This window comes from Tateyamaria rhodophyticola (genome assembly GCF_047777875.1).
In the GTDB taxonomy this organism is placed as follows: domain Bacteria; phylum Pseudomonadota; class Alphaproteobacteria; order Rhodobacterales; family Rhodobacteraceae; genus Tateyamaria.
This window is the reverse complement of record NZ_CP180519.1, coordinates 3,101,651-3,126,450: the sequence shown is the minus strand read 5'-3', so window position 1 is coordinate 3,126,450 and position 24,800 is coordinate 3,101,651. Positions and strand designations below refer to the sequence as shown.

At 63.7% G+C, this 24,800-nt stretch carries 28 protein-coding genes; 7 read left to right on the top strand and 21 right to left on the bottom strand.

What is annotated here, in order from left to right; translation table 11 throughout:
• Positions 1–293 precede the first annotated feature (293 nt).
• Positions 294–2,153, bottom strand: a complete 1,860-nt coding sequence (locus tag ACERHN_RS16860; RefSeq protein WP_415920183.1) for an ABCB family ABC transporter ATP-binding protein/permease — start codon at positions 2,151–2,153, stop codon at positions 294–296.
• Positions 2,154–2,245: 92 nt separating this feature from the next.
• The gene (locus ACERHN_RS16855; RefSeq protein WP_415920182.1) at positions 2,246–3,691 is read right to left on the bottom strand and encodes a peptigoglycan-binding protein LysM; all 1,446 of its coding nucleotides are present in this window, start codon (positions 3,689–3,691) and stop codon (positions 2,246–2,248) included.
• A gap of 121 nt (positions 3,692–3,812) precedes the next feature.
• On the opposite strand from ACERHN_RS16855, the gene ACERHN_RS16850 reads away from it, so the two are divergent.
• Positions 3,813–4,370: a TIGR00730 family Rossman fold protein gene (locus ACERHN_RS16850; protein WP_415920181.1), complete on the top strand. Its 558-nt coding sequence runs from the start codon at positions 3,813–3,815 to the stop codon at positions 4,368–4,370.
• A gap of 420 nt (positions 4,371–4,790) precedes the next feature.
• Here the strand turns inward: ACERHN_RS16850 and ACERHN_RS16845 are convergent, their stop codons facing one another.
• The 7 genes from ACERHN_RS16845 to ACERHN_RS16815 form a co-directional block, all read right to left on the bottom strand.
• Positions 4,791–5,390, bottom strand: coding sequence for a superoxide dismutase (locus tag ACERHN_RS16845; protein ID WP_415920180.1), 600 nt, complete (start codon positions 5,388–5,390; stop codon positions 4,791–4,793).
• Positions 5,391–5,493: 103 nt separating this feature from the next.
• Entirely contained in the window at positions 5,494–5,928 is a 435-nt protein-coding gene (locus ACERHN_RS16840) for a hypothetical protein (protein ID WP_415920179.1), read from the bottom strand.
• A 5-nt stretch (positions 5,929–5,933) separates the two neighbouring features.
• Complete coding sequence (locus ACERHN_RS16835) at positions 5,934–6,341, bottom strand: hypothetical protein (protein ID WP_415920178.1); 408 nt, start codon at positions 6,339–6,341, stop codon at positions 5,934–5,936.
• Positions 6,342–6,413: 72 nt separating this feature from the next.
• On the bottom strand, positions 6,414–6,986 hold the full coding sequence (locus ACERHN_RS16830) for a sarcosine oxidase subunit gamma (RefSeq protein ID WP_415920177.1): 573 nt from the start codon (positions 6,984–6,986) through the stop codon (positions 6,414–6,416).
• On the bottom strand, positions 6,979–9,993 hold the full coding sequence (locus ACERHN_RS16825) for a sarcosine oxidase subunit alpha family protein (RefSeq protein ID WP_415920176.1): 3,015 nt from the start codon (positions 9,991–9,993) through the stop codon (positions 6,979–6,981). The genes ACERHN_RS16830 and ACERHN_RS16825 overlap by 8 nt, the downstream gene beginning before the upstream one ends.
• 67 nt (positions 9,994–10,060) lie before the next feature.
• Entirely contained in the window at positions 10,061–10,390 is a 330-nt protein-coding gene (locus ACERHN_RS16820) for a sarcosine oxidase subunit delta (RefSeq protein ID WP_415920175.1), read from the bottom strand.
• 87 nt (positions 10,391–10,477) lie between these two features.
• Positions 10,478–10,678: a hypothetical protein gene (locus tag ACERHN_RS16815; protein ID WP_415920174.1), complete on the bottom strand. Its 201-nt coding sequence runs from the start codon at positions 10,676–10,678 to the stop codon at positions 10,478–10,480.
• 200 nt (positions 10,679–10,878) lie between these two features.
• Here ACERHN_RS16815 and ACERHN_RS16810 point away from each other — a divergent pair, with 200 nt between their 5' ends.
• Positions 10,879–11,064 carry a hypothetical protein gene (locus ACERHN_RS16810; protein WP_415920173.1) on the top strand — a complete coding sequence of 62 codons (186 nt, stop codon included), beginning with the start codon at positions 10,879–10,881 and terminating at the stop codon, positions 11,062–11,064.
• Between the two features lie 26 nt (positions 11,065–11,090).
• On the opposite strand, the gene ACERHN_RS16805 is transcribed toward ACERHN_RS16810, so the two are convergent.
• Entirely contained in the window at positions 11,091–11,744 is a 654-nt protein-coding gene (locus tag ACERHN_RS16805; RefSeq protein ID WP_415920172.1) for a hypothetical protein, read from the bottom strand.
• On the bottom strand, positions 11,744–12,988 hold the full coding sequence (locus ACERHN_RS16800; RefSeq protein WP_415920171.1) for a sarcosine oxidase subunit beta family protein: 1,245 nt from the start codon (positions 12,986–12,988) through the stop codon (positions 11,744–11,746). The genes ACERHN_RS16805 and ACERHN_RS16800 overlap by 1 nt, the downstream gene beginning before the upstream one ends.
• Positions 12,989–13,195: 207 nt before the next feature.
• Here ACERHN_RS16800 and ccmI point away from each other — a divergent pair, with 207 nt between their 5' ends.
• From ccmI to ACERHN_RS16785, 3 genes are read left to right on the top strand one after another with little or no spacing between them, the layout of a single operon-like run.
• Positions 13,196–14,416 (top strand): c-type cytochrome biogenesis protein CcmI, encoded by a 1,221-nt coding sequence (ccmI, locus tag ACERHN_RS16795; protein WP_415920170.1) that lies wholly within the window; start codon positions 13,196–13,198, stop codon positions 14,414–14,416.
• A complete protein-coding gene (gene ruvX / locus ACERHN_RS16790) occupies positions 14,413–14,889 on the top strand; it encodes a Holliday junction resolvase RuvX (RefSeq protein WP_415920169.1) in 477 nt (158 codons plus the stop codon). Before ccmI ends, ruvX begins: the two co-directional genes overlap by 4 nt.
• On the top strand, positions 14,886–15,122 hold the full coding sequence (locus ACERHN_RS16785) for a DUF1289 domain-containing protein (RefSeq protein ID WP_415920168.1): 237 nt from the start codon (positions 14,886–14,888) through the stop codon (positions 15,120–15,122). Before ruvX ends, ACERHN_RS16785 begins: the two co-directional genes overlap by 4 nt.
• On the opposite strand, the gene ACERHN_RS16780 is transcribed toward ACERHN_RS16785, so the two are convergent.
• From ACERHN_RS16780 to dusA, 3 genes are read right to left on the bottom strand one after another with little or no spacing between them, the layout of a single operon-like run.
• Positions 15,119–15,853, bottom strand: coding sequence for a hypothetical protein (locus ACERHN_RS16780; RefSeq protein ID WP_415920167.1), 735 nt, complete (start codon positions 15,851–15,853; stop codon positions 15,119–15,121). The two genes, ACERHN_RS16785 and ACERHN_RS16780, sit on opposite strands and share 4 nt — an antisense overlap.
• Entirely contained in the window at positions 15,844–16,665 is an 822-nt protein-coding gene (locus ACERHN_RS16775) for a sulfite exporter TauE/SafE family protein (RefSeq protein ID WP_415920166.1), read from the bottom strand. The genes ACERHN_RS16780 and ACERHN_RS16775 overlap by 10 nt, the downstream gene beginning before the upstream one ends.
• Positions 16,666–16,699: 34 nt before the next feature.
• Positions 16,700–17,704: a tRNA dihydrouridine(20/20a) synthase DusA gene (dusA, locus tag ACERHN_RS16770; protein WP_415920165.1), complete on the bottom strand. Its 1,005-nt coding sequence runs from the start codon at positions 17,702–17,704 to the stop codon at positions 16,700–16,702.
• Between the two features lie 137 nt (positions 17,705–17,841).
• Between dusA and ACERHN_RS16765 the strand changes: the two genes are divergently transcribed.
• Positions 17,842–18,219 (top strand): VOC family protein, encoded by a 378-nt coding sequence (locus ACERHN_RS16765; protein ID WP_415920164.1) that lies wholly within the window; start codon positions 17,842–17,844, stop codon positions 18,217–18,219.
• Positions 18,220–18,221: 2 nt separating this feature from the next.
• Here ACERHN_RS16765 and ACERHN_RS16760 read toward each other — a convergent pair whose 3' ends face one another.
• From ACERHN_RS16760 to ACERHN_RS16745, 4 genes are read right to left on the bottom strand one after another with little or no spacing between them, the layout of a single operon-like run.
• Entirely contained in the window at positions 18,222–19,691 is a 1,470-nt protein-coding gene (locus tag ACERHN_RS16760; protein ID WP_415920163.1) for an aldehyde dehydrogenase, read from the bottom strand.
• Positions 19,692–19,702: 11 nt separating this feature from the next.
• On the bottom strand, positions 19,703–20,737 hold the full coding sequence (locus ACERHN_RS16755) for an LLM class flavin-dependent oxidoreductase (protein ID WP_415920162.1): 1,035 nt from the start codon (positions 20,735–20,737) through the stop codon (positions 19,703–19,705).
• Positions 20,738–20,753: 16 nt separating this feature from the next.
• Positions 20,754–21,530 (bottom strand): alpha/beta fold hydrolase, encoded by a 777-nt coding sequence (locus ACERHN_RS16750; protein WP_415920161.1) that lies wholly within the window; start codon positions 21,528–21,530, stop codon positions 20,754–20,756.
• Entirely contained in the window at positions 21,502–22,101 is a 600-nt protein-coding gene (locus tag ACERHN_RS16745; protein WP_415920160.1) for an amino acid synthesis family protein, read from the bottom strand. The genes ACERHN_RS16750 and ACERHN_RS16745 overlap by 29 nt, the downstream gene beginning before the upstream one ends.
• 101 nt (positions 22,102–22,202) lie before the next feature.
• On the opposite strand from ACERHN_RS16745, the gene ACERHN_RS16740 reads away from it, so the two are divergent.
• Complete coding sequence (locus ACERHN_RS16740) at positions 22,203–23,030, top strand: LysR family transcriptional regulator (protein WP_415920159.1); 828 nt, start codon at positions 22,203–22,205, stop codon at positions 23,028–23,030.
• Between the two features lie 23 nt (positions 23,031–23,053).
• On the opposite strand, the gene pcaG is transcribed toward ACERHN_RS16740, so the two are convergent.
• Genes pcaG through pcaC form a run of 3 tightly spaced genes read right to left on the bottom strand, consistent with a single transcriptional unit; the run spans position 23,054 to position 24,758 of the window.
• Positions 23,054–23,650: a protocatechuate 3,4-dioxygenase subunit alpha gene (gene pcaG, locus ACERHN_RS16735; RefSeq protein WP_415920158.1), complete on the bottom strand. Its 597-nt coding sequence runs from the start codon at positions 23,648–23,650 to the stop codon at positions 23,054–23,056.
• A 3-nt stretch (positions 23,651–23,653) separates the two neighbouring features.
• Positions 23,654–24,382, bottom strand: coding sequence for a protocatechuate 3,4-dioxygenase subunit beta (pcaH, locus tag ACERHN_RS16730; RefSeq protein WP_415920157.1), 729 nt, complete (start codon positions 24,380–24,382; stop codon positions 23,654–23,656).
• Positions 24,375–24,758: a 4-carboxymuconolactone decarboxylase gene (gene pcaC / locus ACERHN_RS16725; protein ID WP_415920156.1), complete on the bottom strand. Its 384-nt coding sequence runs from the start codon at positions 24,756–24,758 to the stop codon at positions 24,375–24,377. Before pcaC ends, pcaH begins: the two co-directional genes overlap by 8 nt.
• Positions 24,759–24,800 lie beyond the last annotated feature (42 nt).

Below are 24,800 nucleotides of genomic sequence, written 5' to 3'. Positions count from 1 at the left end.
CGGTATGGCACGAAGGTGCCATGCCGCCCAATCCAGTACCGTAAGCGGCTCGCCGGTTATAATGCCCACAGATGTCGGCAATCGTCCGATCACGAGGCAATGCCGCGCCGCACCAATTGTCTTGTGCCCGCGCGGCTCCCGTCTTCTGCATTCCAGAACGCGCGAAATGCGGCGCGTGCCAACACAAAAGCGCAGCACAGCCAAACAAATAACCACCTGCTTCGACGTGCAGCACCAATGGGACGGCGGGCGGGGCGTCTTTGGCGCAGCCAAACAGCGTCCGTCCCCGTCCCCTACACCTCTTCCGAAAGCTGCCGCTGCCACAGCTGGGCATAGCGCCCTTCCTGTTCGACGAGTGCCTCATGGGTGCCGGATTCGACAATCTCGCCCTGTTCCAGCACCACGATACGGTCCGCTTCCGCAATCGTGCTGAGCCGGTGCGCGATGGTCAGAACGGTGCGCCCCTGCCCCGCGGCCCGCAGCGCATCCTTGATCTCTTGCTCCGTGTCCGTGTCCAGCGCGCTCGTCGCCTCATCCAGCAACAGGATCGGCGGGTTTTTCAGCAACGTCCGCGCAATGCCCACCCGCTGTTTTTCCCCACCAGACAGCTTCAACCCACGCTCACCCACAGCCGTGTCATACCCGTCCGGCAGCCCTTCGATAAAGTCGTGGATTTGCGCGGCCTTTGCGGCGGCAATGATGTCATCCTGCGTCGCCTCATCGCGCCCATAAGCGATGTTGTAACGAATCGTGTCGTTGAACAGCACCGTATCCTGCGGCACCACACCAATGGCCGCATGCAGGCTCTCCTGCGTGACGTCACGCACATCCTGTCCGTCGATGCGGAGCGCGCCCGCGCCCACATCGTAGAACCGAAACAGCAGCCGCCCGATGGTCGATTTGCCCGACCCGGTCGACCCGACAATGGCCACCGTTTGTCCGGGCTCGGCGACCACACTGATACCCTTGAGGATGGGACGCGCCGGGTCATATCCAAAGTGCACATTGTCCAGTTCAACCCGCCCTTTCCGCACGTCCAGAGCAGACGCACCGGGGGCATCGACCACCTCCGCCGGCTGCTCCAGCAGGTCAAACATCTCGCCCATGTCCACAAGCGCCTGCCGGATCTCGCGGTAGACCGTGCCAAGAAAATTCAAAGGCATGGTGATCTGGATCATGTAGGCGTTGACCATGACGAAATCACCAACCGTCAGCGTGCCGTTCTGCACCCCGACCGCGGCCATCACCATCACGCCCACAAGACCGGAGGTGATGATCACCGACTGTCCAAAGTTGAGAAAGGCCAGCGAATAGGAGGTCTTGAGCGCTGCGGCCTCGTACCCTGCCATGGCACGGTCATAGCGTGCGGCCTCACGCCCTTCAGCTCCGAAATACTTGACCGTCTCATAATTCAGGAGGCTGTCGATCGCCTTTTGATTGGCGTCGGTGTCCTGATCGTTCATCACGCGGCGCAATTTGACCCGCCATTCGGTCACCGCGAAGGTGAACCACACGTACAACCCGATCGTTCCTGCGACGACCAGAAGGTACCACGCATCAAACAGGATCGCCAAAACGACGCCGATCATCAGCAGTTCCAGCACCAGTGGCCCGATGGAGAACAGCAGGAACCGCAGGAGGAATTCGACCCCCTTGACCCCCCGCTCGATGATCCGGCTCAGCCCGCCGGTTTTGCGCGTGATGTGATAGCGCATCGACAGGCGGTGGATGTGCTGGAACGTCTCCAGCGCCAGCATCCGCAGCGCCCGCTGCGCCACACGCGCAAAGATTGCATCGCGCAGCTGCTGAAACCCCACATTCATAAGGCGCGCCACGCCATAGGCCACGGTCAACCCAATGGCACCAAGCGCCAGATCGGACACGCCCTCGCCCGCCAGCACGTCGACCGCATCGCGGTACAGGATGGGGGTATAGACGGACACCACCTTGGATAGGATCAACGCCAGCATCGCCAGCACCACCCGCTGCTTCACCCACAGTTTGTCCGCAGGCCAAAGATACGGCGCCACCTTGCGAATGGTGCGCAGTCCAGAACGACGCTCCGCGCTTTCGATATTCTCGTTGGGGTCCGGGTCCGGCGCGGCGGAATGGCCGCGGGCCGTCCCTTGGGGCGCGGCAGTGTCAGTGGGCATGCAGGATTGGTCTCTCTTCGTCGGAAACCAGAACATAGGGCGAAGGCGCTCGGGTGACCAGCATCCGCATGCATCGCATGCGCGCCCGCCAATTATTCAGGCAGTTCAAACACCTGCCCCGGAAAAATCAGGTCGGGGTTGCGGATGGCGCTGCGGTTGGCCTCGAACACCTGCACGAACAAACGCCCGTCGCCATAGCGTTCGCGCGAAATGCCCCACAGGGTGTTGCCGGTCTGAACCGTGATCCGCTTGACCGGTTGGTCGGCGTTGTCCACCTCGGCCAGCGCTTCGGGGTCTTCGCGCTTGAACGGCGTTTCCACCCGACTTGTCACATTGCCCGCCTCGTTGAGTTCATCCACACGCAAGGTGTAGACGCCCGTGTCAATCTGCGGAAGCGCGCCGCGCCACCGGCCCGAATCGTCCACCTCGATATCCGCGATGGGGCGATTGTCGACATAGACCCGGACCACGTCCGCTTCGCTTTGGGCGCGACCGGCCAGTTCCACCTCACCCTCCAGGGAATAACTGATCGTGTCGATTTCGATATTCTCGAGCACTTCGGGCGGCGCGCTCGACAGAACCTCGACACCTTCTTCGGTGTTTTTCAGGATCGTGGGTGCGGCAACCTGAACGTCTTTCGGTGCCTCCGTTTCGACCTCTGCCGTGGCTTGAGGTGCGGGCGTTTCTGTTTGCCCGGGGGCGTCAGTTTCTTCTGGCGTATCGGGCGCGTTCGCCACGACCTGCGTGTCCGCCTCGTCCGTCGCCGCGGGCGCTTCCGCGACGACAGGGGAATCCGTGTCCGCAGCCTCGGGCGTTGCCTCGGCCACTTGCGGCGCATCCGCTTCTGCGTTCGGCGCCTCTGGTGCGGCGGGCGCCTCTGCGGTGTCGGCAGTCTCCTGCACAGGTTCCGGTGCAGGAGATGCCTCTGCGACGTCAACTGTCTCTGCGGCAGGCTGCGGCGTGTCCACAGTCTCCGGTTCGGACGCGGGCGCTTCGGCCACCTGCACCTCGGGGACTGCGATGGGGGCAATGATCACCTCATCGAGCGATGCAAGATCAGTGCCATCCACCCGTTCAATCACCGTCAGAACCTGCGGTTCCGGGTTGGGTGCGATCATCGTCACCGCCGCAAACCCGCCGCGCGCATCCGCAACGGTCTGCGTGTTTTCCACCCCGTCGAGCAGGATGATGACCGTGCTGCCAGCCGCAGCACGTCCCGCGATGACGGTCAGCCCATCTGCTTCGACACGCACTTCGTCAATGCTGGGCGCGGTGGGCGCGGCTTCGACCTCTGCGGTTTCCGGTGCGGCGGGTTCGGGCTCTGGGGCGGCTTCGGTGCTGTCCGGCACCGCGTCCGGCGCCGGATCAACCGGAGCGGCCTCGGGCAAGACTGCGGCCTGTTGCACCGATTCCGGCGCGGGCTCCGGCGCATTCAGACTGTTGACGTACACACCCGCGCCCACGGCCGCGACCGCCACCACAGCGGCCCCGGCGACAAGCCCGCCGTTTGATCCCATCAATGCCACCAGTTTGGACATTGTCACCCTTTCCCCGGCGCCGGTCCCAGTCTGGCGCGTTGCGCTTGCATAACAGGCAAGGATAGAAGGGTCAAAACACAGGTCCGTCCGGGCGTCGTGTGTATGGGCAGGAGATGTTGCGATGTCACAGGTATCGGTCTGCGTGTATTGCGGGTCGCGCGACGGAAAGGACCCTGCATACGGGGCCGCAGCCGAAGCGCTTGGCCAGGGTTTGGCCGCGCGGGGTTGGCGTTTGGTTTATGGCGCGGGCGATGTGGGCCTGATGGGCCGGGTTGCGCGTGCCGCGCAAGCTGCGGGGGGCGAGACGTTTGGCGTGATCCCCACGCACCTCGTTGACCTTGAGGTCGGCAAGACCGACCTGACCCGCTTTGTGATCACCGAAACGATGCATGAGCGCAAGAAGGTCATGTTGATGAACGCCGACGCCGTTGTCCTGTTGCCCGGCGGGGCCGGGTCGCTGGACGAGTTTTTCGAAGCGGTCACCTGGCGGCAGCTTGGCCTGCATAACAAACCCATCCTTGCGATCAATACGGGCGGGTATTGGGACCCCCTGATGGATCTCATGCGGCACGTGGTCGACCAGGGATTTGCAGACATGTCGACCGTCGAGATGGTCACGCTGGTGCCGGATGCAGACGCTGCGTTTTCCGCGCTCGAAGGTCTATTGAACGGATCCTGATGCCAAAAACGCAAAAAGCCCCGCATCCGCGGGATGCAAGGCCTTTGATTTTCTCATGTCCGTCGGCGCCATGTGCACGGCATCGGTGTCTCCCAATTCACCCAGCGCAGAGGCAAAGCCGATGCGCGTAGGTGATTGGGAGAGCAACGTTTCCAATCACATCCGGGAGGCGACGTTTTCCCAATTCACCCAGCGTAGCGGCGCAGCCGATGCGCATAGGTGACTGGGAGAGCAACGTTTCCAATCACATCCGGGAGGCGACGTTTTCCCAATTCACCCAGCGTAGCGGCGCAGCCGATGCGCGTAGGTGACTGGGAGAGCAACGTTTCCAATCACATCCGGGAGGCGACGTTTTCCCAATTCACCCAGCGTAGCGGCGCAGCCGATGCGCGTAGGTGACTGGGAGAGCAACGTTTCCAATCACATCCGGGAGGCGACGTTTTCCCAGTTCACAAGGTTGTCCAGGAAGTTCGTCAGATATGCCGGCCGCTTGTTGCGGAAGTCGATATAGTAGGAATGCTCCCACACGTCACAGCCCAGCAGCGCCGTCTGGCCGAAACACAGCGGGTTCACGCCGTTTTCGGTCTTGGTCACCTTGAGGCTGCCATTGCTGTCCTTGACCAGCCACGCCCAACCGGAGCCGAACTGACCCGCGCCCGCGGCAGAAAACGCGTCCTTGAACGCATCCACGGACCCAAAGCTTTCGATCAGCGCCTTTTCCAGCTCGCCCGGCATGGACGATGCCCCCGGACCCATCATTTCCCAGAACTGGTTGTGGTTCCACAACTGGCTGATGTTGTTGAAGATACCGTTCTGCGCTACCGCGTTCGCATCATAGGTGCCAACGATGATCTCTTCGAGCGACTTGCCCGCCCATTCGGTGCCTTCGATGGCCTTGTTGCCGTTCACCACATAGGCGTTGTGGTGCAGGTCGTGGTGGTATTCCAGCGTCTCTTTCGACATGCCTTTGTCCGCAAGTGCGTCGTGGGCATAGGGAAGATCGGGAAGTTCAAAAGCCATTGTGGGCCCCCATTGTTCATCGTCAGGTGTGTAGCTGACAGATTGGGCGCGCACGCGCAAGTTCAAGCGAATTGAACGACAAAATTGTCAGGGCTCACCCCCGTTAACGCGAACGGCACGCTCCATTGCCTCTGACATCTTCGTTGAAGTTTGCAACGGAGCCGAACACGCTCACTGTCATGGCAACGGGGTCAAGATCCGCGCGATAGCTGATCGTAGCCAACCCTGGAGACGTACGAAAATTTACAACGCGCCATCGATAGCGCAAGATATCTTCCTGCCTTGCCTTGACGCGTGCAGACACCGGAGCGCCATATGTGCTTTCGATGATCGCGTCGAATACAGTTGCCCCGCCTTGTTGCGACGGCAGGTCAAACACCATTGTTTCAGCCACAAACTTTGCCGAACGGCTGGTCAATGTGCACTCAATCTGCTGAGCCGATACCGTCACCGGCATCAGCACGGCGACCACGACCGCAAGAGGCGTACAGACACATTGCTCGAGCCAAAAAAACAGTTGACCAAGCAAAACGCGCATGACGATCACCCTGACACCCAATCCTCGGCGACACACGCGCCACGGCCCGACACGTCGTTGTCGGCATTGCGCAAGGTCGCATTCAGCGTCATCTGCTTGGTGTCCTGATTGAACACCACGCGGTAGCGGGCGTGCGAGCGGAAGGGTTTGGACGGCAATGTCATGGACCAGCGCACTTCGATCTGGCCATCGCTCTGCTTGCGCACCTTTGCCTTCATCGGGCCGCCCTTGGCCCATTGGATGACCGGTCCGAAGACCGTTGCAGTTTTCCCATCCGCATCAAAATCCATGGCAAGGACTTCCGGAGCAAAACTGCTGCCGTTTGTCTTGAGTGTGCAGACATAGCCCTGGGCCTGCGCCACGCCCGCGCTGAACAGGCCGATCGCCGCAGCACACAAAATTTTCGAAGCCATAAAATTTTTCCTTTCCGAATCCGCTGACGCCAACCTGCAACAGTTCGCGTCAGAGGTGAACCGCATCCGGCTCTATTCGGAGAAGAACCCCACCGCGCTGCCCGGTTGGGCCGCCGTTTTCAGCAGGTCAAACACATATTGCGCGTGGCTGCGGAAACAGACGATCTGGAACGTCTCTGCGTCGCGCATCCAGAACGCAGCCGGGGCCTGTGCCAGGCGGGAGCGGCGGAACATACCCGGTGCGAACGCGTCCGGGGCAAAGTTGACGGGCGCCAGCTTGGCCATCACCTCACGTGCGGCGGCACCGCCGACATGGAACGCGGCGCGGGCGTCTGACACATCGACGGCCAGTGCATGCGTGTCGCCCAACGCTTTGTGCATCTGCGCTAGGCTCTGGTCCACCGCATCATAGGCACACAGCACCAGCAGTTCGTCCGGCGACATGCAGCAGATGCCACGGTCGCCGTCGCAATTGGCCTGCCCCGGTCCGGGCATGTCGACACCCGCAACGCCGGTTGCAGCCTTCTTGACGGCACGCGCCGACAGATCGCCGCGCAGGGTGATCATGCCTTGCAAGGGCGCTTCGGTGATCGTGGCGATCCCACTCGCGGACGCGCCGCCCAGTGCAGTCACAGGCTCAGACATCCTGCTTCTCCCCTGCTGCGTCATAGAAGACCGGGTCCACGATCCGCGCGGCATAGGTCTTGCCGTCCGTACCCGGGAACTCGATCACCTCGCCCATCCGGTCCGGTCCGTGCAGCACCAGACCCATCGCGATCCCCTTGTTCAGGTTCGGCGAGTGGTAGCTGGAGGTGACACGCCCCTGAACGTTGCGCTGGCCATTGGCGTTGGTGCCATCGGCCACCGCATAGGCCCCGTCGGGCAAGGTCGATCCATCGACCGTTTCAAGCCCCACCAGCTTCCACCGTTCGGGATCCGCCATGTGGCTGCGCGAATGCGCACGCTTGCCCAGATAGTCTTCCTTTTTCTTCGACAGCGCCCAGTGCAGGCCGAGATCCTGCGGGATCACGGTCCCGTCGGTCTCGTCCCCGATCATGATGAACCCTTTTTCGGCACGCAGGATGTGCAGTGCTTCGGTGCCGTAGGGCATCACCCCCAGATCGGCGCCCACCGCCATCAACGCCTCCCAAAACGCGCGGCCCTGGCTGGCCTTCACCGCAATCTCATAGCTCAGTTCGCCCGAGAAGGAGATGCGATAGACCCGCACGTCAAACCCGCCAAGCGTCCCGTCGGCCCATTCCATGAACCCAAGCGCATCCCTGGACACGTCCATACCGCCAAGCGCCTCAAGGGCCTTGCGCGCATTCGGGCCGACAACGGCGATCTGCGCGTATTGCTCGGTCAGGTTGGCGACATGCACCTTCCAGTCCCACCACTCGGTCTGGAGCCATTCCTCCATATGCTGGTGGATGCTGTCCGCGCCGCCCGTGGTGGTGTGGCAGAGCCACGTGTCCTCATCGATGCGCGCCACAACGCCGTCATCAATCAGGAACCCGTTTTCGCTGCACATCAGGCCGTAGCGGCATTTGCCCGGCTTCAGCGTGCTCATCATGTTGGTGTAGAGCATGTCGAGGAAACGGCCCGCGTCTGGGCCTTTGACCAACAGCTTGCCCAGCGTCGACGCATCCAGCAACCCGAGGTTTTCGCGGGTGTTCTTCGTCTCGCGCATCACGGCGTCATGCACGCTCTCGCCCGCCCGGACAAAGGCGTATGGTCTGCGCCATGCGCCGACCGGCTCCCAGTCTGCGCCGTTGGCGTCGTGCCAGTCATGGAGCGGCGTGCGGCGGATCGGCTGGAACACCGCGCCGCGCGCCTCACCGGCAATCGCGCCCATGGAAATAGGCGTGTACGGCGGGCGGAACGTGGTGGTTCCCGTCTGTGGGATGGGTTGATCCAGCGCATCAGAAAGGATTGCGAGACCGTTGATGTTGCTCAGTTTTCCCTGATCGGTCGCCATACCCAGCGTGGTGTAGCGCTTGGCATGCTCGACGCTCTCGAAACCCTCCTGCGCAGCAAGCTGCACATCCGACACTTTAACGTCGTTCTGATAATCCAGCCATGCCTTGGCACGCAGCGTCTTGCTGGCGCCCTGCGGCATGATCCAGACATGGGCCAGCGGTGCCTCTTCGACGCTGATACCTTCGGGGCTTGGGTCCTTGTCCGGCGCATGGCCCGTTGCCTTGGCGGCACTGCGCCCTGCGGCATGGGCATCGGCCACCACCTCTTGCAGACCGAAATGGCCATTGGCCGAACCGGTCGCGCTCACAAAGGCTTCGCCGTCGGCGCCTTGCGGTGATCTGTCCACATCGGGGCGGAACATCGCAAAATCATTGTCCCAGATCAGCTTGCCACCGCAATGGGACCACAGGTGCACCACCGGTGACCAACCGCCAGACATCGCAACGACGTCGCAGGCGATCTCTTCCAGCACGGCGCCTTCGCCTGCCTGCGCGCAGACCTTGATGCCAGTCACGCGTTTGCCACCTTGGACAGCGGCCACACCGTGGCTCATCAGGACACGGATGCCTGCGGCCTTGGCCTCGGCCACCAGCGGGCTGTCCTCGGGCAACACGCGCGCATCGAGGATGACGGGGACGTCAAGACCCGCGTTTTTCACAGCGATTGCAGTGCGGTAGGCGTCGTCGTTGTTCGTGACAACGGCCACGCGGTCGCCGGGACTGACCCCGAAATTGACGATATAGTCGCGCACGGCGGAGGCGAGCATGACACCGGGAATGTCGTTGCCCGCAAAGCTGAGCGGGCGTTCGATGGCGCCGGTCGCGGTGATCACCTGCCCGGCCTTGATCCGCCACAGGCGGTGGCGTGGGCCGGGTTGCGCGGGCGCGTGGTCGGTCAGCCGTTCATAGCCCAGCACGTAGCCGTGGTCATAGACCCCCGCCCCCATCGTCCGCAGACGCACCGTGACATTGGGCATGGCCCGAAGCGCGGCGAGCGTTTCGTCCACGACCTTATCCACAGGCAGGCCGTCCACAGTACCGCCATCGACGGGCGCGCGCCCGCCGACATGTGCGTTCTGTTCTAAAACGAGCACCTTGGCCCCGGTTTTGGCCGCCGATTTGGCCGCCATGAGGCCCGCGATCCCGGCACCCACCACAAGCACGTCGCAGAAGGCATAGAAATGCTCGTACTGGTCAGCGTCCCGGCCCTTTGGGGCCTGACCCAGACCCGCGGCCTGACGGATGAACGGCTCATAGAGGTGTTTCCACAGCGGGCGTGGATGGATGAACGTCTTGTAGTAGAACCCCGCCGGCATGAAGCGCGACAGCTTGGCGTTGACCGCACCGACGTCGAATTCGAGGCTGGGCCAGTGGTTCTGGCTGGTGGCGAGCAGACCGTCGAACAGTTCCGTCGTGGTGGCGCGCTGGTTCGGCTCGAATTTGCCCTCCACCCCGAGGTTCACAAGCGCGTTGGGTTCTTCGACGCCGGAGGCGACGATGCCGCGCGGGCGGTGGTACTTGAACGACCGGCCCACCAGCATCTGGTCATTGGCCATGAGGGCCGAGGCAAGGGTATCGCCCTCATAGCCTTTCATCACCTTGCCGTTGAAGGTGAAGCGCACCGGCTTGTCCGTGTTGATCAGGCGGCCGCCTATGGCCAGTCGCGTGCTCATATGCGCACCTCGTCACGTTGCGGAGCGTGGGAGCCTCCGGCGGTGGTATTTTGGGCCAGAAGAAACATCATGCGAATTGCCTCCACGTCCAGCCGGGCCGTTTGGCGGTGATGGTGTCGCAAAGGTCCTTTGGCGGCTCCAGCGTCTGGGCCGGATACGTGCCAAAGATTTCGAGCGTCATGGTGCAGCGCGCCGCGTGGAACCACTTGCCACAGCCATAGACATGCCGCCAGCGTTCGAAATGCACGCCCTTGGGGTTTTCGCGCATGAACAGGTAGCTTTCGAAATCGTCATCACTGGAGCCGGGGCCGAAGCGTTTGAGATGCGCCTCGCCACCGGCGTGGAATTCGGTTTCTTCGGCTGTGACGCCGCAGCAGGGGCAAGTGAGGGTCAACATGGGCGGGCTCCTGAAGTGGTGCGCACACGCAAAAAGGCGGGTGCCGCAAAGCACCCGCCTGAGGCGGTTCCGGAAAGAACGGGGAGGTTATTCTGTTGGCACGGTCGTGCTTTGGGCTGCGGGCGCGATGGCGTCCTGAGTCGGTGCGCCTTCGCTGCCGCCCGATCCCATTGCGCCAACGATGGCGAGCAGCAGGATGATGGCCGCCACGATGGCAAACGCGACAAGCACGCCGCGCGCGCTGACACCGTCACCGCGGTGAATGTTCGGATTTGGATAGTCTGACATGGGTCGTCCTCCATCTTTGGTGACGGTATCAGACCCGATTGGTCCCGCAGCTCAACCGCGGCCTTGCGCAACGCGGGATTCGAGCCGGGGCCAGCCAGTTTTGCGGCCTGCCATGCGCCGCGTCCCGCCGGTTTGGCGATTTTGCGTGACGTGGTGGCCGACTTCGCGGTAGTGTCAACCAAAGTTGACAGGAGGATGCGATGAGCAAGGAGATGGGTGCCGTTCTGGTGTTTGGTGCACTGGCTTTGGCCGCTGTGGTCATGTTCGCAATGGAGCGGCGCGCCGCGGCCAAGCGCAAGGAGGCCCGGGGCGGGCGCGAGGTTGACGTGGCCAACCTGATCGCTTTCGGCTCTGCCGCCGGTGAGGGCAAGAAGACGCACGACTGATGCTGTGGCGCGGGGGGTCGCGATCCTCATGATTGCGCTCCGCCGTGCACATGCTGGCCGCGCGCCAGAAGCCACGCGCCGACAGTGCAGATGGCCAGGTAAAACGCTTCGACACTCCACGCGAACAGTGTAAAGCCCGGACCGCCAATCTCGGTCGTGTGTTTGGAGGTGTAGTAGCGCACCTCGGTCGACAGGTCGGTGACGGTGTGTGACCACGTGCCGGGACCGGCGAGGACCCGGGTCATGGCGACATCCGCCGACCAGACATGTGTCATGAGCCCGACCACATATGCTGCAATTCCCGCGACCAGCAGCGCGCATGCAAACAGGAACGACAGCAAGAACGCAAACCCCGTGCGGTCGCCACGGCAGATATAAAACGTCAGGGTAAACAACAGTCCGCACATGACCATGCGGAACCCAATCTCGGCAATGAACCACCGTTTTTCCGGCCCTGCCGGACCGCCAATCCGGGCCTCGGGATCCACAAAGCCAAAGAGACCACAGATGCAGACCGTCACCAGAAGCGTGACGAGGAACCGCACAGTCTTTGGCCCGATCGCAGCGCCGCGGTGCGCGGCCTCTGTATGGCGCAGCGCATCGAACCGATGATACGACGTCTTGAGCCGTTCCATATGCCCGCCCGCAAGACCTGACTTGTTCGGTGTCGCGGCTGCCATCAGTGGGCGACCCCTGCGGCGACGCTTTCATCGATGAACCGGCCTTCGCGGAACCGTTCCATGCCGAACGCGTCCGTCAGCGGTGCGTGCCCCTTGGCCATCAGTTCGGCCATGGCCCAGCCCGAACCGGGGATGGCCTTGAACCCACCGGTGCCCCAGCCGCAGTTGATGAACACATTGTCCACCGGCGTTTTCGACAGGATGGGGGAGCGATCGCCCGTCACGTCTACGATCCCGCCCCATTGCCGCAACATCTTGAGCCGGGAGATCATCGGGAAGGTTTCGACCAGCGCCCGCACTGTTTCTTCGATATGATGAAATGCGCCGCGTTGGGTGTAGTTGTTGTAGCCGTCCGTGCCGCCACCAATCACCATTTCGCCCTTGTCGGACTGGCTCATATAGCCGTGCACAGTGTTGGCCATCACGACCACATCCATGCACGGTTTGATCGGTTCCGACACCAGCGCCTGAAGCGCCACGGATTCGATGGGCAGCCGGAAGCCCGCCATGGCCGCCACGTCACCGGAATGACCCGCGACCACGATCCCCAGCTTGTCGCAGTCAATCGCGCCCTTGGAGGTGTCGACGCCCACGACCTTGCCACCCTCGCGGCGGATAGCGGTCACTTCGCATTTCTGAATGACGTCCATGCCCATGTCCGAGCACGCCCGCGCATAGCCCCAGGCCACCGCATCGTGCCGCGCCGTGCCGCCGCGCGCCTGCCACAGCCCGCCCAGCACCGGATAGCGTGGCCCGTCGATATTGATGATCGGCACCAGCTCCTTGACCCGCTCCGGCCCAATGAATTCGGTTGTTACGCCTTGCAGCGCGTTGGCGTGTGCCGTCCGCTGATAGCCGCGCACCTCGTGATGGGTCTGGGCCAGCATGATGACGCCGCGCGGGCTGAACATCACGTTGTAGTTCAGATCCTGGCTCATCGTCTCGTAGAGGCTGCGCGCCTTTTCATAGAGCGCGGCGGATGGGTCCTGCAGATAGTTCGACCGGATGATCGTTGTATTGCGGCCCGTGTTGCCCCCGCCAAGCCAGCCCTTTTCAAGGATGGCCACGTTTTTGATCCCGAAATTCTTGCCCAGGTAATAGGCCGTGGCGAGGCCATGACCGCCCGCGCCGATGATGATCACATCGTATTTTTTCTTGGGCTCGGCGGCACGCCACGCACGCTCCCACCCGGTATGATAACGGGCGGCCTCACGGGCAATTGCAAAGGCGGAATATCGTTTCATGCGCGCGGGGTCCACAAAGCCAAGAATCAAACCGGTTCGGTGTCGTTACGATATGGCCTTGCCGAGGTCAAAACCCGGCATCCCGCGCGGCGTTTTTTGGCAGTTTTGCGACACGGCTCACGCGGCAGTGACCTCTGCGGTGTCCTGTCCCCTTTTGCATGGCGCGCACAGCGGTTACATGGCGTGGAGCGGAGTGAGGACGCACGGGTGACATTGTTCTGGATCGTTTCTGTCGGATTGGCGCTTTTTGTGGCGGCAACGCTGGCCCTGGCCTTGGTGCGCAGCCGTGCGGATGCGCGGCCTCCGGCGGCCTATGATCTGGATGTGTACCGTGATCAGCTGCGCGAGATTGACCGCGACGTGGCGCGCAACGTTCTGTCGGAAACCGACGCCGAACGTGTGCGGACCGAGGTGTCGCGCCGCATCCTTGCGGCGGATGCTGCGTTGAACACGGCGGCGGGTGGCGCACAGTCGCGCGGCGGCATGGTGATGGCGGCGGCCGTGGTTGCGGTGATGATCGGGGGCAGCTTTGGCCTCTACATGCAGCTGGGCGCCCCGGGCTATGGCGATCTGGCGCTGGCCGACCGGATGGCGCTCGCAGAGGTGTTGCACGAAGAACGCCCCAGCCAGGCCGAGGCCGAAGCCAGCCTGGACAGCCGCCCGCCCCCTGCCGATGTGCCGCCTGATGACGTCGCCCTTGTGGCGCAGCTGCGTGAGGCCGTGGCGCAACGGCCCGGCGATCTGCAAGGTCGCGTGCTGCTGGCGCATTTCGAGGCGCGGCTTGGCAATTTTGACGCGGCACATGCGGCCAAGGCGGAAGTCATCGCCCTCAAGGGCGAAGAGGCGACAGCGCAGGATTTCTCCGAATATGCGGACCTGCTGGTGCTGGCGGCGGGTGGCTATGTCTCGCCAGAGGCCGAGCGCGCGCTTGAACAGACGCTGGCGCTTGATCCCGGCGACGGCACGGCGCGCTACTACTTTGGCCTGATGATGGTGCAGACCGGGCGGCCCGACACGGCCTTGCAGGTATGGGACCAGCTTCTCCGCGAGGGGCCCGCCGATGCACCGTGGATCAGTGCAATCACCTCGCAGATCGAGAATACGGCGATGCGCGCGGGCGTGAACTATGCCCTGCCCGCAATCGGAACGGGTCGCGGCCCGACCCAGGGCCAGATCGACGCGGCACAGGACCTCAGCCCCGCGGAACGTATGGAGATGATCCAGGGGATGGTCTCGGGCCTTGGCGAACGGCTCGCAACCGAGGGCGGCCCGGTCGAAGACTGGGCGCAGCTGATTTCGGCGCTTGGCGTGCTGGGCCGGATGAACGAGGCGGCGGCCATTCTGGCCAATGCGCGCGAGGCGTTTGGCGATGATCCAACGGCCGTCGACATTCTGGCCCGCACGGCGGACCGGATTGGCCTCGAATGATCTGCGACACGCCCGAGGATTTCGTCGCACGCTTGCCGCGCACGGGCGCGCTCATGGGGCTTGACCTGGGCGACAAGACCATCGGCGTCGCCCTGTCGGACGTCATGCGCAATGTTGCCACACCGATCGAGACGGTGCGGCGCAAGAAATTCGGGCTGGATGCCGCGCGGTTGCAAACGATCATTGCGGACCGCACGGTGTGCGGCATTGTCCTTGGCCTGCCGCGCAACATGGACGGGACCGAGGGGCCGCGCTGCCAATCCACCCGCGCTTTTGCCCGCAACTTCGAACGGCTCTGGGACGGGCCGATTACGTTCTGGGACGAACGGCTGTCGACGGTGGCGGCGGAAAAGGCGCTGCTTGAGGCGGATACGACACGCAAACGTCGCGCCGAGGTGATTGATCATGTCGCGGCGAGCTATATCCTTCAGGGACTGCTGGACCGGCTGGCAGCAATGACGAGGCAGGCATGACTGACACTCCCCCCCTGTGGACCCGCAACGAGATCGAAAGCCCCTGCGTGCAGATTTGCGTGATCCACCCGGAAACGCGTCTGTGCACGGGCTGCGCGCGCTCCATCGACGAGATTGGCGGGTGGAGCCGGATGACGCCCGAGGCCCGTCGCCAGATCATGGACGATCTGCCCAACCGCGAGGCCGCCCCCAAGACGCGGCGCGGCGGACGTGCGGCGCGTCTCGCGCGCTAGGCCAGCCAATCGGCAGGCACCTCAAATTCAGGACGAAAGAACGCGATCATGCGGGCTGGTCCCACCGGGCCGTCCCATGATGCCGCGCCATGCAGCGCAAAGCGGTGCAGCAGGAACGCGCCCCCCGGTTTCGCACGCACGGCAATCGGTTCAATCTGGGCAAAGACGTCTTTGCGCGCGGCGTGGTAGGCCTCGGTCACGTCCACTGTGGCAGGATCATTCTGCCCGATTGCCGCCCGCAGCGCGGCCTGCATGATCCGGTGACTGCCCGGCCACACCACGGTGGGTGCGGCATCGCTCGCGTTCAGCGGCAGACCAAGGATATAGGCGTGGAATTCCTGTGCAAACCGGCGCCGGTCCGGTCCCACGGGCAAAAGCCCGTCCACATGGGCGGCGTGGCGGATATCGCGGAACCGGTGTGCCCCCTGCCCTTCGCCCGCGTCCCGGCCCGGATAGCCGGGATAGACAATCGACACCTGCGCAGGATGAAATGGCAGTGGCGGCACCATCGCCGCCCAATCGCCCCCGAGCGGCACGCCGTCGATGGACCCGTCTGGCGCGTTGTTCAGGACATCGACACCAACAAACCACGTCTCACCGTGCCGCAGGTTGCGTGCGCGCACGTCCGGTTGCGCGCTGATCCGTGCGGCCCTGCGGTGCGCCGCGATTGACCAGCGCCGTCCCTGGTCCGTGGGCGCGAAAACGGCAAAGCCGTCGTCGGTCAGCCCCACAGCGCCCGCCGCAACATGTTGAGCGCCACGAGGATCAGAAACACCGCGAACACCCGTTTGAGCGGTTTGGGATCCATCGCATGCGCCAGTTTGACCCCATATGGCGTCGTGATCAGCGTCATCGCGATGATGATCCCGAACGCGGGCAGGTTCACCGCCCCAATGGTCAAGGGCGGCACCGGCCCGTCAATGGGGGTCAGCAGGAACCCGATCACCGCAGGCACGGCAATGACCACGCCAAACCCTGCCGCCGTGGCCACGGCCCGGTGGATCGGCACTGCATAAAGGCTCATCAGGGGCACGCCAAAGCTGCCGCCCCCGATGCCCATCAGCACCGACAGGAACCCCATGAGCGGCGACAAGACAAGCCGCCTTACCCCCGTCGGCATCGCAGGACCAAGCCGCCAGCTCGCCTGCCCGAACCCCATGTAAAGACCCACGATCAGCGCCAGAATGCCAAAGATTGCCTGCAACGTGGTGGACCGTAGGCCGGCAACCACCGCCGTACCCAGAACGGCCCCAACGACAATGCCCGGCGCCCAGCCGCGCAGGATGTCCCAATCCACCGCGCCCTTCTTGTTGTGGCTCATCACCGAGCGCACCGACGTGACGATGATGGTGGCGAGCGACGTGGCCAAACACATCTGCATCAGGTCCGGGCCATCATAGCCAAGCGTCTGAAACGCATAGAAAAACGCAGGCACCAGCACGATGCCGCCCCCCACGCCCAGCAGACCCGCCAGCACGCCCGCAAACGCGCCGATCACAGCCAGCAAGGCCAGCATCGGCAACAACAGGGACAGATCAGGCATTTTCCGGCGCTCCGCGTGGTGAGGTGGCGCGGTGCTACACCGCTTTGCGGTCAGGGGCCAGAGCGGTGACCTGCGCCAGTGCCGCTTGCACCAGTTCCGGCCCTGCCCCGTCCACCACGGCACCCTCGCTCAGCATCCGCCGCCAGGCGCGCGCGCCCGGTCGGCCCGCAAAGAGGCCCAGCATGTGGCGCGTCACCTGATGCAAACGCCCCCCCGCCGACAGATGCGCCTCGATATAGGGCAACATCGCCAGCACCGCGTCCTCGGCACTGCGCTCCGGGTCGCTCTTGCCGAAAATCCGCGTGTCCGCGGCGCTCAGAATATCCGCGGGCTGATGATAGGCAGCGCGCCCGATCATGACACCGTCCAACCCGCTGTCGAGCAGCCGCGCCGCCTCATCCAAGGTCGCAACACCGCCATTGATCGAGATGTGGAGGTTCGGAAACAGCCCCTTCATGCGCATCACAAGATCATAGTCGAGCGGCGGGATGTCCCGGTTCTCCTTAGGGCTCAGGCCCTGCAACCACGCCTTGCGGGCATGGATCGTAACCCGTTCGCACCCTGCCGCGACGATGCGCGCCAGAAACTCCGGTAGCACGTGTTCAGGGTCCTGCTCATCCACACCGATCCGGCATTTCACCGTGACCGGCACGCCCACCGCCGCGCGCATCGCCGCAACGCAGTCGGCCACAAGGCCCGCATTGCGCATCAGGACTGCGCCAAACGTGCCCGATTGCACCCGGTCGGACGGGCAACCGCAGTTGAGGTTGATCTCGTCATAGCCCGCGGCGGCCCCAAGCCGCGCTGCGGCCGCAAGCTCTGCCGGGTCCGACCCGCCCAGCTGCAGGGCGACGGGATGTTCCGCCGGATCATAGTCCAGCAAATGAAGAGCACCGCCCCGGACCAGGGCCGGGGCCGTCACCATTTCGGTATAGAGCAACGCATGACGGCTCAGCTGCCGGTGCAGATACCGGCAGTGCCTGTCGGTCCAGTCCATCATCGGGGCGACGGATAGCGTCGCGTTCTGTTCCAGTCTCATGGGCCGTGGATCTGTGTCAGCTTGGGTTTGGGCGGCTATAGCGGATCCTGCGCGCAAGGAAAACCGCAGCGACGGGCTTTGATGCGTTGCCATTGCGCCGCCATGCGGTACGCTGAACCCCGCGGAGGGACAGCGCCATGGGCATTCAACGGCTGGATCATGTGAACGTCGTCACGCGGCAGTTGCCACAGATGATCGCGTGGTACGAAACGGTGCTGGGCCTGCGATCCGGGCACCGTCCGGATTTCCCCTTTCCCGGTGCGTGGCTCTATGCGGGGGATGTGGCGGTGGTCCACCTCGTTGCGGAGGATGCTGACAGGGTCGGCGCCGAAGCGCCACTGCGTCTGGAACATTTTGCCTTTTCCGCCAGCGATGCCGCCACGTTCGAGGCAACGCTGACCCGACAGGGACAGCCGTTTGACAAGACCGAAGTCACAGGGGCGGGCCTTGTGCAGTTCCACGTGGCCGATCCCGATGGCAACCACATCCACGTGGATTTCGACCTGTCCAACTAGGATCAGCGCATCACGAACGGGTTTGCCATCGGATCGGACGACGTGTTGATCCACGTGGTCTTGGTCCGGGTATAGTCCAGCACAGCCTCGACCCCCGCCTCGCGCCCGTAGCCTGATTGATTGAACCCGCCAAAGGGCGCGATGGGGGAAATCACGCGGTACGTGTTGACCCATGTGATGCCCGCCCGGATCCGCTTTGACACGCGGTGCGCGCGGGCCACGTCGCGTGTGAACACGCCGGAGCCGAGGCCAAAGTCACTGTCATTGGCCAGCGCGATGGCCTCCTCTTCGGTGTCAAACGGCAAAAGCGACATGACCGGGCCAAACATCTCGACCTTCAGGGTTTCAGTGTCAGGGCCTGCACACTCCACGAGGGTCGGCGCCATGTAGTTTCCTGCACGGTCCACAGGGGTCCCGCCAAAACGGATGCGCGCGCCCTGCCCTTGCGCCTTGTCCAGCGTGTCGATGATGCGCGTCACTTGTGCTCCGGTGCACAGCGGACCCACATGCGTGCCCGCGTCGAGCGGATCGCCCACCACGATCCCTGTCGATTTCGCCTCGATCAGCGCGGCCAATTTTTCAAAAATTGGCCGGTGCACCAAGCCCCGCGTGCCTGCGACACAAGACTGACCCGATGCGCCAAAGTTGCCCGCAATCAACCCGTTTGCCGCACTTTCGAGGTCAGCGTCATCAAACACAAGGATGGGCGACTTGCCCCCCAGTTCCAGCGAGGTCACCGCAAAATTCTCGGCCGAATTGCGCACCACATGGCGCGCTGTCTCCGGCCCGCCGGTAAAGGCGATGCGGTCCACGCGCGGGTGCCGGGTCAGCGGGATGGCACAGCCCGCCGCATCCCCTGTGATCACCGAAACCACGCCGGACGGAAAACCGGCCGCTTCGATCAGCCGCGCAAACTCCAGCATCGGTGCTGGCGCAATCTCCGATGCCTTGATGACCACCGTGCACCCCGCGGCCAGCGCGGGGCCCAGTTTGGTCGCGGTCAGGAACATCTGTGCATTCCATGGCACAACGGCCGCTACAACTCCGATGGGCATCCGTGTGGTAAAGGCATGCATATCGGGCTTGTCGATGGGCAGCACCGCCCCCTCGACCTTGTCCGCGAGCCCCGCAAAATAGCGATAGTAATCCGCGACATAGCCGGTCTGGCTCGCGGTTTCGGCCAGCAGCTTGCCGCTGTCTGTTGTCTCGATACGGCCAAGTTCGGCGGCATGCGCCTCAACCAGATCCGCCAGCCGGTAGAGCAGCTTGCCCCGCGCCGTCGCCGTCATGTCCCGCCACGCCGGATCGTCCAGCGCGCGCGCCGCTGCCGCCACCGCCCGGTCCACATCCTGCGGTGCTGCACAGGCAAACGTGGCCCAGGGCGCACCCGTCGCCGGGTTTTCGGAGGTCATCACCTGCCCCTCGGCCCCGTCCGTCCACGTCCCGTCGATAAAAAGCTGATAGTGCTGCATGGCGCGGCCCCTCACTGAAACCTTGGCATCACGTCATCGATGAACCGCGACAGCGATGCGCGTTTGCGGTCCGCACTCATGCCAGAATCGATCCAGAATGAGAATTCGTCATATCCCAGATCTTCGTACCGCTTGATCAGGTCCACAACCTCATCCGCCGTGCCCATGGTCAGATCGCGGCGCATATTGGCAGGCGCCATCATCGCGTTGCCCGCCATCTCATCCTCACTGAGTTTTTCGATCAAACCCTGCCGCACGGGACGCTTGTTCTGAAACCATGCGCCGAAATAATTGTAAAAGCGGCTGAATTCATGCGCGGCGTGATCCACATCATCAGCATCCGCGCCCACATAGGTGTGGTGCAACAGCATGCATTTGGGGCGCGGGCCGTCATAATCGGCACAGGCCGCATCGAAGCGGCCGGCCAGCGTCTCGACCTCTTCCATCCCTTGCCAGAGAGGCGTGACCTGCACGTGAAAGCCGTTCTGCACGGCAAATTCAAAGCTGTTGGGATCGCGCGCGGCAATCCAGATGGGCGGGCCGCCGTCCTGCTTGGGCTTGGGCGCCGCGGTCGTGGCCGGGAAATTGAAGAACGCGCCTTCGTGGGCGCAATCCCCCTCCCACAAGGGCCGTAAGAGCGGCGCGGTTTCCCGCATCCGCTGCCCCGCCTCCCACGCGTCCATACCCGGCATCAGACGTTCGTATTCATAGGAATAGGCCCCCCGCGCAATCCCCATTTCGAGCCGACCGCCGGTCATCAAATCCGTCGCCGCCGCCTCTCCGGCCAGCTTGATCGGGTGCCAGAACGGGGCGACCACGGTGCCTGTGCCCAGCTTTACATGTCGCGTGTGATGGGCCAGATCGACGATGGACAGGAACGGGTTGGGCGCAATCGTGAATTCCATCCCGTGATGCTCACCGGTCCAGATCGCGCGCATCCCGCCTTGATCCGCCAACTGGCACAGGCCGATGAATTCATCATAAAGCACATCGTGGGGCTGATCCGGGGTCAGCCGTTCCATATGGGCAAAAAGGGAAAACTCCATTCTCTGGCTCCTGTAATCAGCCGCACGCCGCCACAAAGGCGCGCAACGTGTCGTTGACGGTTTCGGGGTGGGTCATAGGCAGCATATGCGCGGCCCCCGGTACGATTTCGGCGCGCCCCTGTGGGGCGGTGCGCGCCATGGACTGCGACATGGCGGGGGTGGAATTCGGATCATCTGCGCCGGTGAGGAACAGCGCAGGCACCTCCAGCCTGCGCAAATCGCCGGGTGCGGGTCCATCCGCATGGGCAAAAACCGCGTAGGCATCCCGGTAGCCCGCCGGATCCACCGCGCGCAGCCACTGCGCACAGGCCTCCGCCTCGGGCGACGGATCGGTGCCGAACCACCGGGCAATGGGTCCGGACGGATCCGCATGCGTCACACCATCCAGTTCGGCCGCGCGACGCCTGACCGCCAGCGCAGCCTCCGGTTCCCGCTGAAAAATCGCGTTCATCGCAACGACACCACGTACGCAGTGCGGATAACGGATCGCCAGATCGAGCGCGATCATCGCCCCCATGGAATGTCCCACCACAACACCCGGAAAGGGCAGGTTTTCCGCCAGCGCGTCCGTATAGGCCGCAAGGCTCACATCCCCCACCAGGCGCGGCGCATGCCCGTGTCCCGGCATGTCATAGGCTTCGATTGAATGGCGGTCGGCCAGCGCGTCGATCTGCGCCCCCCACGCCTCGGCCCGCAGGCCCACACCGTGCAGGAACACGATGCGCGGCCCGTGCCCTGCATGGATCACGGGCAGGCCCGTGCCCTCAGACCGCCGCCGGGTTGTCCACGTCATGGCCAAGGTCCTTGAGGTCTTGATAACGGTCGCCGATGCGGTGATGCGGTCGCCCGCTGGTGGCGCCGCCCAGCACGACGACAATCTCATCGGCGCGCGGCGCATCGGGGATCGCGAATTGAATGGTCAGGTAATGCGACCGGCGGCCCGCGTCGTTCTTGTCCATCAGCGGCACCATGATCGGCGCGTTCGGCCCGCCGCGTGTGTTCGTAAACGCAAGATACGATTTGGCCCCGACGGCCTCACGGTAATGATTTCCAAACCGCAACGTATGGATCAGACCGGAGGCATGTTCGACCTCGCCATCTGTGCCCACGACCGCCGCCTTGCCATAGGCTTCGATGGCCTCCCCTGATCCGGCAAGCGCAATCATCCGCTCTGTCAATAGCGCGCCGAGCGGCGGGCCAAAGGCCTGAATCTCGGGCTTCAGATTCTCAACAAAACGCCCGGCCCACGGGTTCGTCACCACCGCCGCGACGGCAAACATGCGCCACGGCGGGTCGGCGGGTTTGAACCCTTCGATCAGCACCTCTTCGTCATAGGTCACGATCTTGCGGATCTGTGGTGTCATGCGCGCGTCCTCCGGCTCGCAGGATCGTTGGCGCAGCCGACGTTGACAAACGACCAATTTGCGCACACAGCCATTAGTGACAGTAATGGCTGAGTTGACCCATGGCGCGCGCGCTCCCCCCTCTGACATGGTTCCGGTCCTTTGAGGCCGCCGCCCGGCACCTCAATTTCACGGCCGCGGCACAGGAAATCGGGCTGACGCAATCCGCGGTGAGCCAACAGGTCAGGTTGCTGGAACAGCGTCTGGGCGTGAGCCTTTTTGCCCGCAAGGCGCGCGGCCTTGCGCTGACCGATGACGGGCGCAAATTGCTGCCCAAGGTCGGGGCCTCGTTGAGCCAGCTGGCCGAGGCCACGATGGCCTTTGACACAGGTGCCGCGGCGGATGTGCTGACCGTGGCCACCTCTGTCAGTGTGGCGCGCTGGATCATTGCACCGCGCCTCTCTGCGTTTCTGGCGGCGCATCCGGATGTCTGCGTGCGCATCCTGAGCACGATCTGGCCGGATGATTTCCGCACGCCCCTCGCAGATGTGGAAATCCGGTTCGGATCAGAGACCCAAGTGGGGCATGGTGCCACGCGACTGGGCCCGGACGGGTTGATCGCCGTGGCGGTGCCCGGTGCTGCGACGCGGATCATTGAAACGGTGGGCACGTCGCAAGGCTGGCCCGACTGGATGCGTGCGGCGGGGCGCGGCGATCTGCCCGCGCCGTCGCTTTTTGTCGATTCCTACGGGGCGGCGCTGGATCTGGCGGCCAGCGGTGCGGGCATGGCGTTGACCAGCGCGTGGCTGGCACGGGATGCGGTGGCCTCCGGTCAGCTGGAACAGATCGACCCGGCGGAAATCGCAGGCACCGAAGGGTACTTCCTGGCCAGGAACGCAGATACGGCTGCGGCGCGGGGTTTTGCCGACTGGATCACGTCGCTGGCCTAGGCGGCCGCACCCGTGTGATCGCTTTACAGATCAAGAAAAACCGTCTCACCCGCGCCCTGCAGGCGGATGTCGAAACGGTAAGCGCCGGGACCGGTCCTTTGCGCCAGCAACGTCTCAACCCGCGCGCGCTGCTCGATCCGGGCCAAAAGCGGGTCACCGCTGTTGTCCTCGTCAGCGAAATAGATGCGGGTGGAGAGGCCAAGGTTGATGCCCCGCGCGACGATCCACACCGAGATATGCGGCGCGAACGTGCCAGCGCGCCCCTGCGTCGGCCCCGGTTTGATCGTGCGCAAGGTGAATGCGCCGCTGTCCTTGTCCGCCGCGAACCGGCAGAATCCCGATACCGCAGGATCGGCCCCGTCCTGCCCGGCAAAGCAGCCCGCCGCATCCGCCTGCCAGCTTTCCAACATCGCGTCGCGCAGCGGCCAGCCGGTGCCGTCATAAACGGCGCCAGTGATCGTGATCACCTCGCCCTTCGCACCCTCTGCAATTGGCGATTTGCCAAGGTCCCCCGGGTAGACACCATCCACGCCGGCAAAGCTGGGGATGCAGCCGATATGCACAAAGGGCCCTGCCGTCTGACTGGGCGTTTCCACAAGGTTATCAATGGGTTGTGCCATGACCTACATCCCCTCGGATCGGTTTTCGAACATGGTCTGCCGCCGCCCGCGCAGCACGATGTCAAAGCGATAGGCGAGGTAATCCATCGCCTTTGCCTGCTGCATGTCGAGCGGCGCGACCAGCCGGTCCAGCTGGCTGCGGTCCTGCACGGTCGCCACGATCGGACAGCGATCAATGAGCGGATCGCCTTCGAAATACATCTGGGTGATCAGGCGCTGGCCAAAGGCATGGCCAAAGACAGAAAAATGCACATGCGCGGGTCGCCAGTCATTGGCGCGGTTGGGCCACGGGTATGCACCGGGTTTGATCGTCATGAAGTCATAGCGACCCTCGGCATCGGTCAACGTCCGGCCACACCCGCCGAAATTTTCGTCCAGAGGCGCAAAATACGTGTCCTTCACATGCCGGTATCGCCCGCCCGCATTGGCCTGCCAGATCTCGACCAGCGTATGCGGCACGCCACGCCCGGTTTCATCCAAGACACGCCCATGGATGCGGATACGCTCCCCCATGGCCAGCGCGCTGCCTTGGGCGTAATTCGTAATCAGGTCGTTGTCGCGCGGCCCGATCTGCCCGTGACCGAACCGCGGGCCGGTCTCTTCGCTGGGTGTGCTATCCATCGACAGGAGCGGCAGGTTGGGCGACCGGGTGACGGAGGTCTTGTAGTCCGGCCAGTACGGTACGGGGTGCACCTCGTGACGGCGTGGCATCAGGGGGCCGTCGTCACGCATCCCCGGCCTCCATCGCGGCAAAGGTCTCTTTAGCCAGCTTGATCGCGTGGTTGGCACGCGGCACCCCGGCATAGATGGCGACGTGCTGGAACGCCTCCATCACGTCACGCTGGCTGGCACCGGTGCGGGCGGTGGCGCGGATATGCATGGGGATTTCATCGAAATTCCCGGTCGCGGCCAGCAGCGCGAGGGTCAGCATGGACCGCTCCCGCAGCGAGATCGCATCAGAGGCCCACACCGTGCCCCACGCCCCTTCGGTGATCAGCGTCTGAAACGGTGCATCGAAGTCCGTTTTCGCGGCGTCGGCCCGGTCCACATGGGCGTCGCCCAGAACCGCGCGCCGCACGCGCATCCCATCGTCAAACCGATCTGGCATCGTCATCTCTCCCTTGATCCGCACCCTGCCACAGGGTCCGCC

Excerpts from the sequence above, each read along its gene's own strand:
- ACERHN_RS16810 (WP_415920173.1), top strand. The coding sequence starts at position 10,879 with ATGAGCAAGGAGATGGGTGCCGTTCTGGTGTTTGGTGCACTGGCTTTG.
- ACERHN_RS16850 (WP_415920181.1), top strand. The coding sequence starts at position 3,813 with ATGTCACAGGTATCGGTCTGCGTGTATTGCGGGTCGCGCGACGGAAAG.
- ACERHN_RS16755 (WP_415920162.1), bottom strand. The coding sequence starts at position 20,737 with ATGGAGTTTTCCCTTTTTGCCCATATGGAACGGCTGACCCCGGATCAG.
- pcaC (WP_415920156.1), bottom strand. The coding sequence starts at position 24,758 with ATGCCAGATCGGTTTGACGATGGGATGCGCGTGCGGCGCGCGGTTCTG.
- ACERHN_RS16765 (WP_415920164.1), top strand. The coding sequence starts at position 17,842 with ATGGGCATTCAACGGCTGGATCATGTGAACGTCGTCACGCGGCAGTTG.
- ACERHN_RS16830 (WP_415920177.1), bottom strand. The coding sequence starts at position 6,986 with ATGTCTGAGCCTGTGACTGCACTGGGCGGCGCGTCCGCGAGTGGGATC.
- ACERHN_RS16750 (WP_415920161.1), bottom strand. The coding sequence starts at position 21,530 with ATGACGTGGACAACCCGGCGGCGGTCTGAGGGCACGGGCCTGCCCGTG.
- ACERHN_RS16805 (WP_415920172.1), bottom strand. The coding sequence starts at position 11,744 with ATGGCAGCCGCGACACCGAACAAGTCAGGTCTTGCGGGCGGGCATATG.
- ACERHN_RS16740 (WP_415920159.1), top strand. The coding sequence starts at position 22,203 with ATGGCGCGCGCGCTCCCCCCTCTGACATGGTTCCGGTCCTTTGAGGCC.
- ACERHN_RS16775 (WP_415920166.1), bottom strand. The coding sequence starts at position 16,665 with ATGCCTGATCTGTCCCTGTTGTTGCCGATGCTGGCCTTGCTGGCTGTG.
- ACERHN_RS16825 (WP_415920176.1), bottom strand. The coding sequence starts at position 9,993 with ATGAGCACGCGACTGGCCATAGGCGGCCGCCTGATCAACACGGACAAG.
- ACERHN_RS16835 (WP_415920178.1), bottom strand. The coding sequence starts at position 6,341 with ATGGCTTCGAAAATTTTGTGTGCTGCGGCGATCGGCCTGTTCAGCGCG.
- dusA (WP_415920165.1), bottom strand. The coding sequence starts at position 17,704 with ATGAGACTGGAACAGAACGCGACGCTATCCGTCGCCCCGATGATGGAC.
- ruvX (WP_415920169.1), top strand. The coding sequence starts at position 14,413 with ATGATCTGCGACACGCCCGAGGATTTCGTCGCACGCTTGCCGCGCACG.
- ACERHN_RS16860 (WP_415920183.1), bottom strand. The coding sequence starts at position 2,153 with ATGCCCACTGACACTGCCGCGCCCCAAGGGACGGCCCGCGGCCATTCC.
- pcaG (WP_415920158.1), bottom strand. The coding sequence starts at position 23,650 with ATGGCACAACCCATTGATAACCTTGTGGAAACGCCCAGTCAGACGGCA.
- ACERHN_RS16785 (WP_415920168.1), top strand. The coding sequence starts at position 14,886 with ATGACTGACACTCCCCCCCTGTGGACCCGCAACGAGATCGAAAGCCCC.
- ACERHN_RS16845 (WP_415920180.1), bottom strand. The coding sequence starts at position 5,390 with ATGGCTTTTGAACTTCCCGATCTTCCCTATGCCCACGACGCACTTGCG.
- ACERHN_RS16820 (WP_415920175.1), bottom strand. The coding sequence starts at position 10,390 with ATGTTGACCCTCACTTGCCCCTGCTGCGGCGTCACAGCCGAAGAAACC.
- ACERHN_RS16760 (WP_415920163.1), bottom strand. The coding sequence starts at position 19,691 with ATGCAGCACTATCAGCTTTTTATCGACGGGACGTGGACGGACGGGGCC.
- ACERHN_RS16800 (WP_415920171.1), bottom strand. The coding sequence starts at position 12,988 with ATGAAACGATATTCCGCCTTTGCAATTGCCCGTGAGGCCGCCCGTTAT.
- ACERHN_RS16745 (WP_415920160.1), bottom strand. The coding sequence starts at position 22,101 with ATGACACCACAGATCCGCAAGATCGTGACCTATGACGAAGAGGTGCTG.
- ACERHN_RS16815 (WP_415920174.1), bottom strand. The coding sequence starts at position 10,678 with ATGTCAGACTATCCAAATCCGAACATTCACCGCGGTGACGGTGTCAGC.
- ACERHN_RS16840 (WP_415920179.1), bottom strand. The coding sequence starts at position 5,928 with ATGCGCGTTTTGCTTGGTCAACTGTTTTTTTGGCTCGAGCAATGTGTC.
- ACERHN_RS16855 (WP_415920182.1), bottom strand. The coding sequence starts at position 3,691 with ATGTCCAAACTGGTGGCATTGATGGGATCAAACGGCGGGCTTGTCGCC.
- pcaH (WP_415920157.1), bottom strand. The coding sequence starts at position 24,382 with ATGCGTGACGACGGCCCCCTGATGCCACGCCGTCACGAGGTGCACCCC.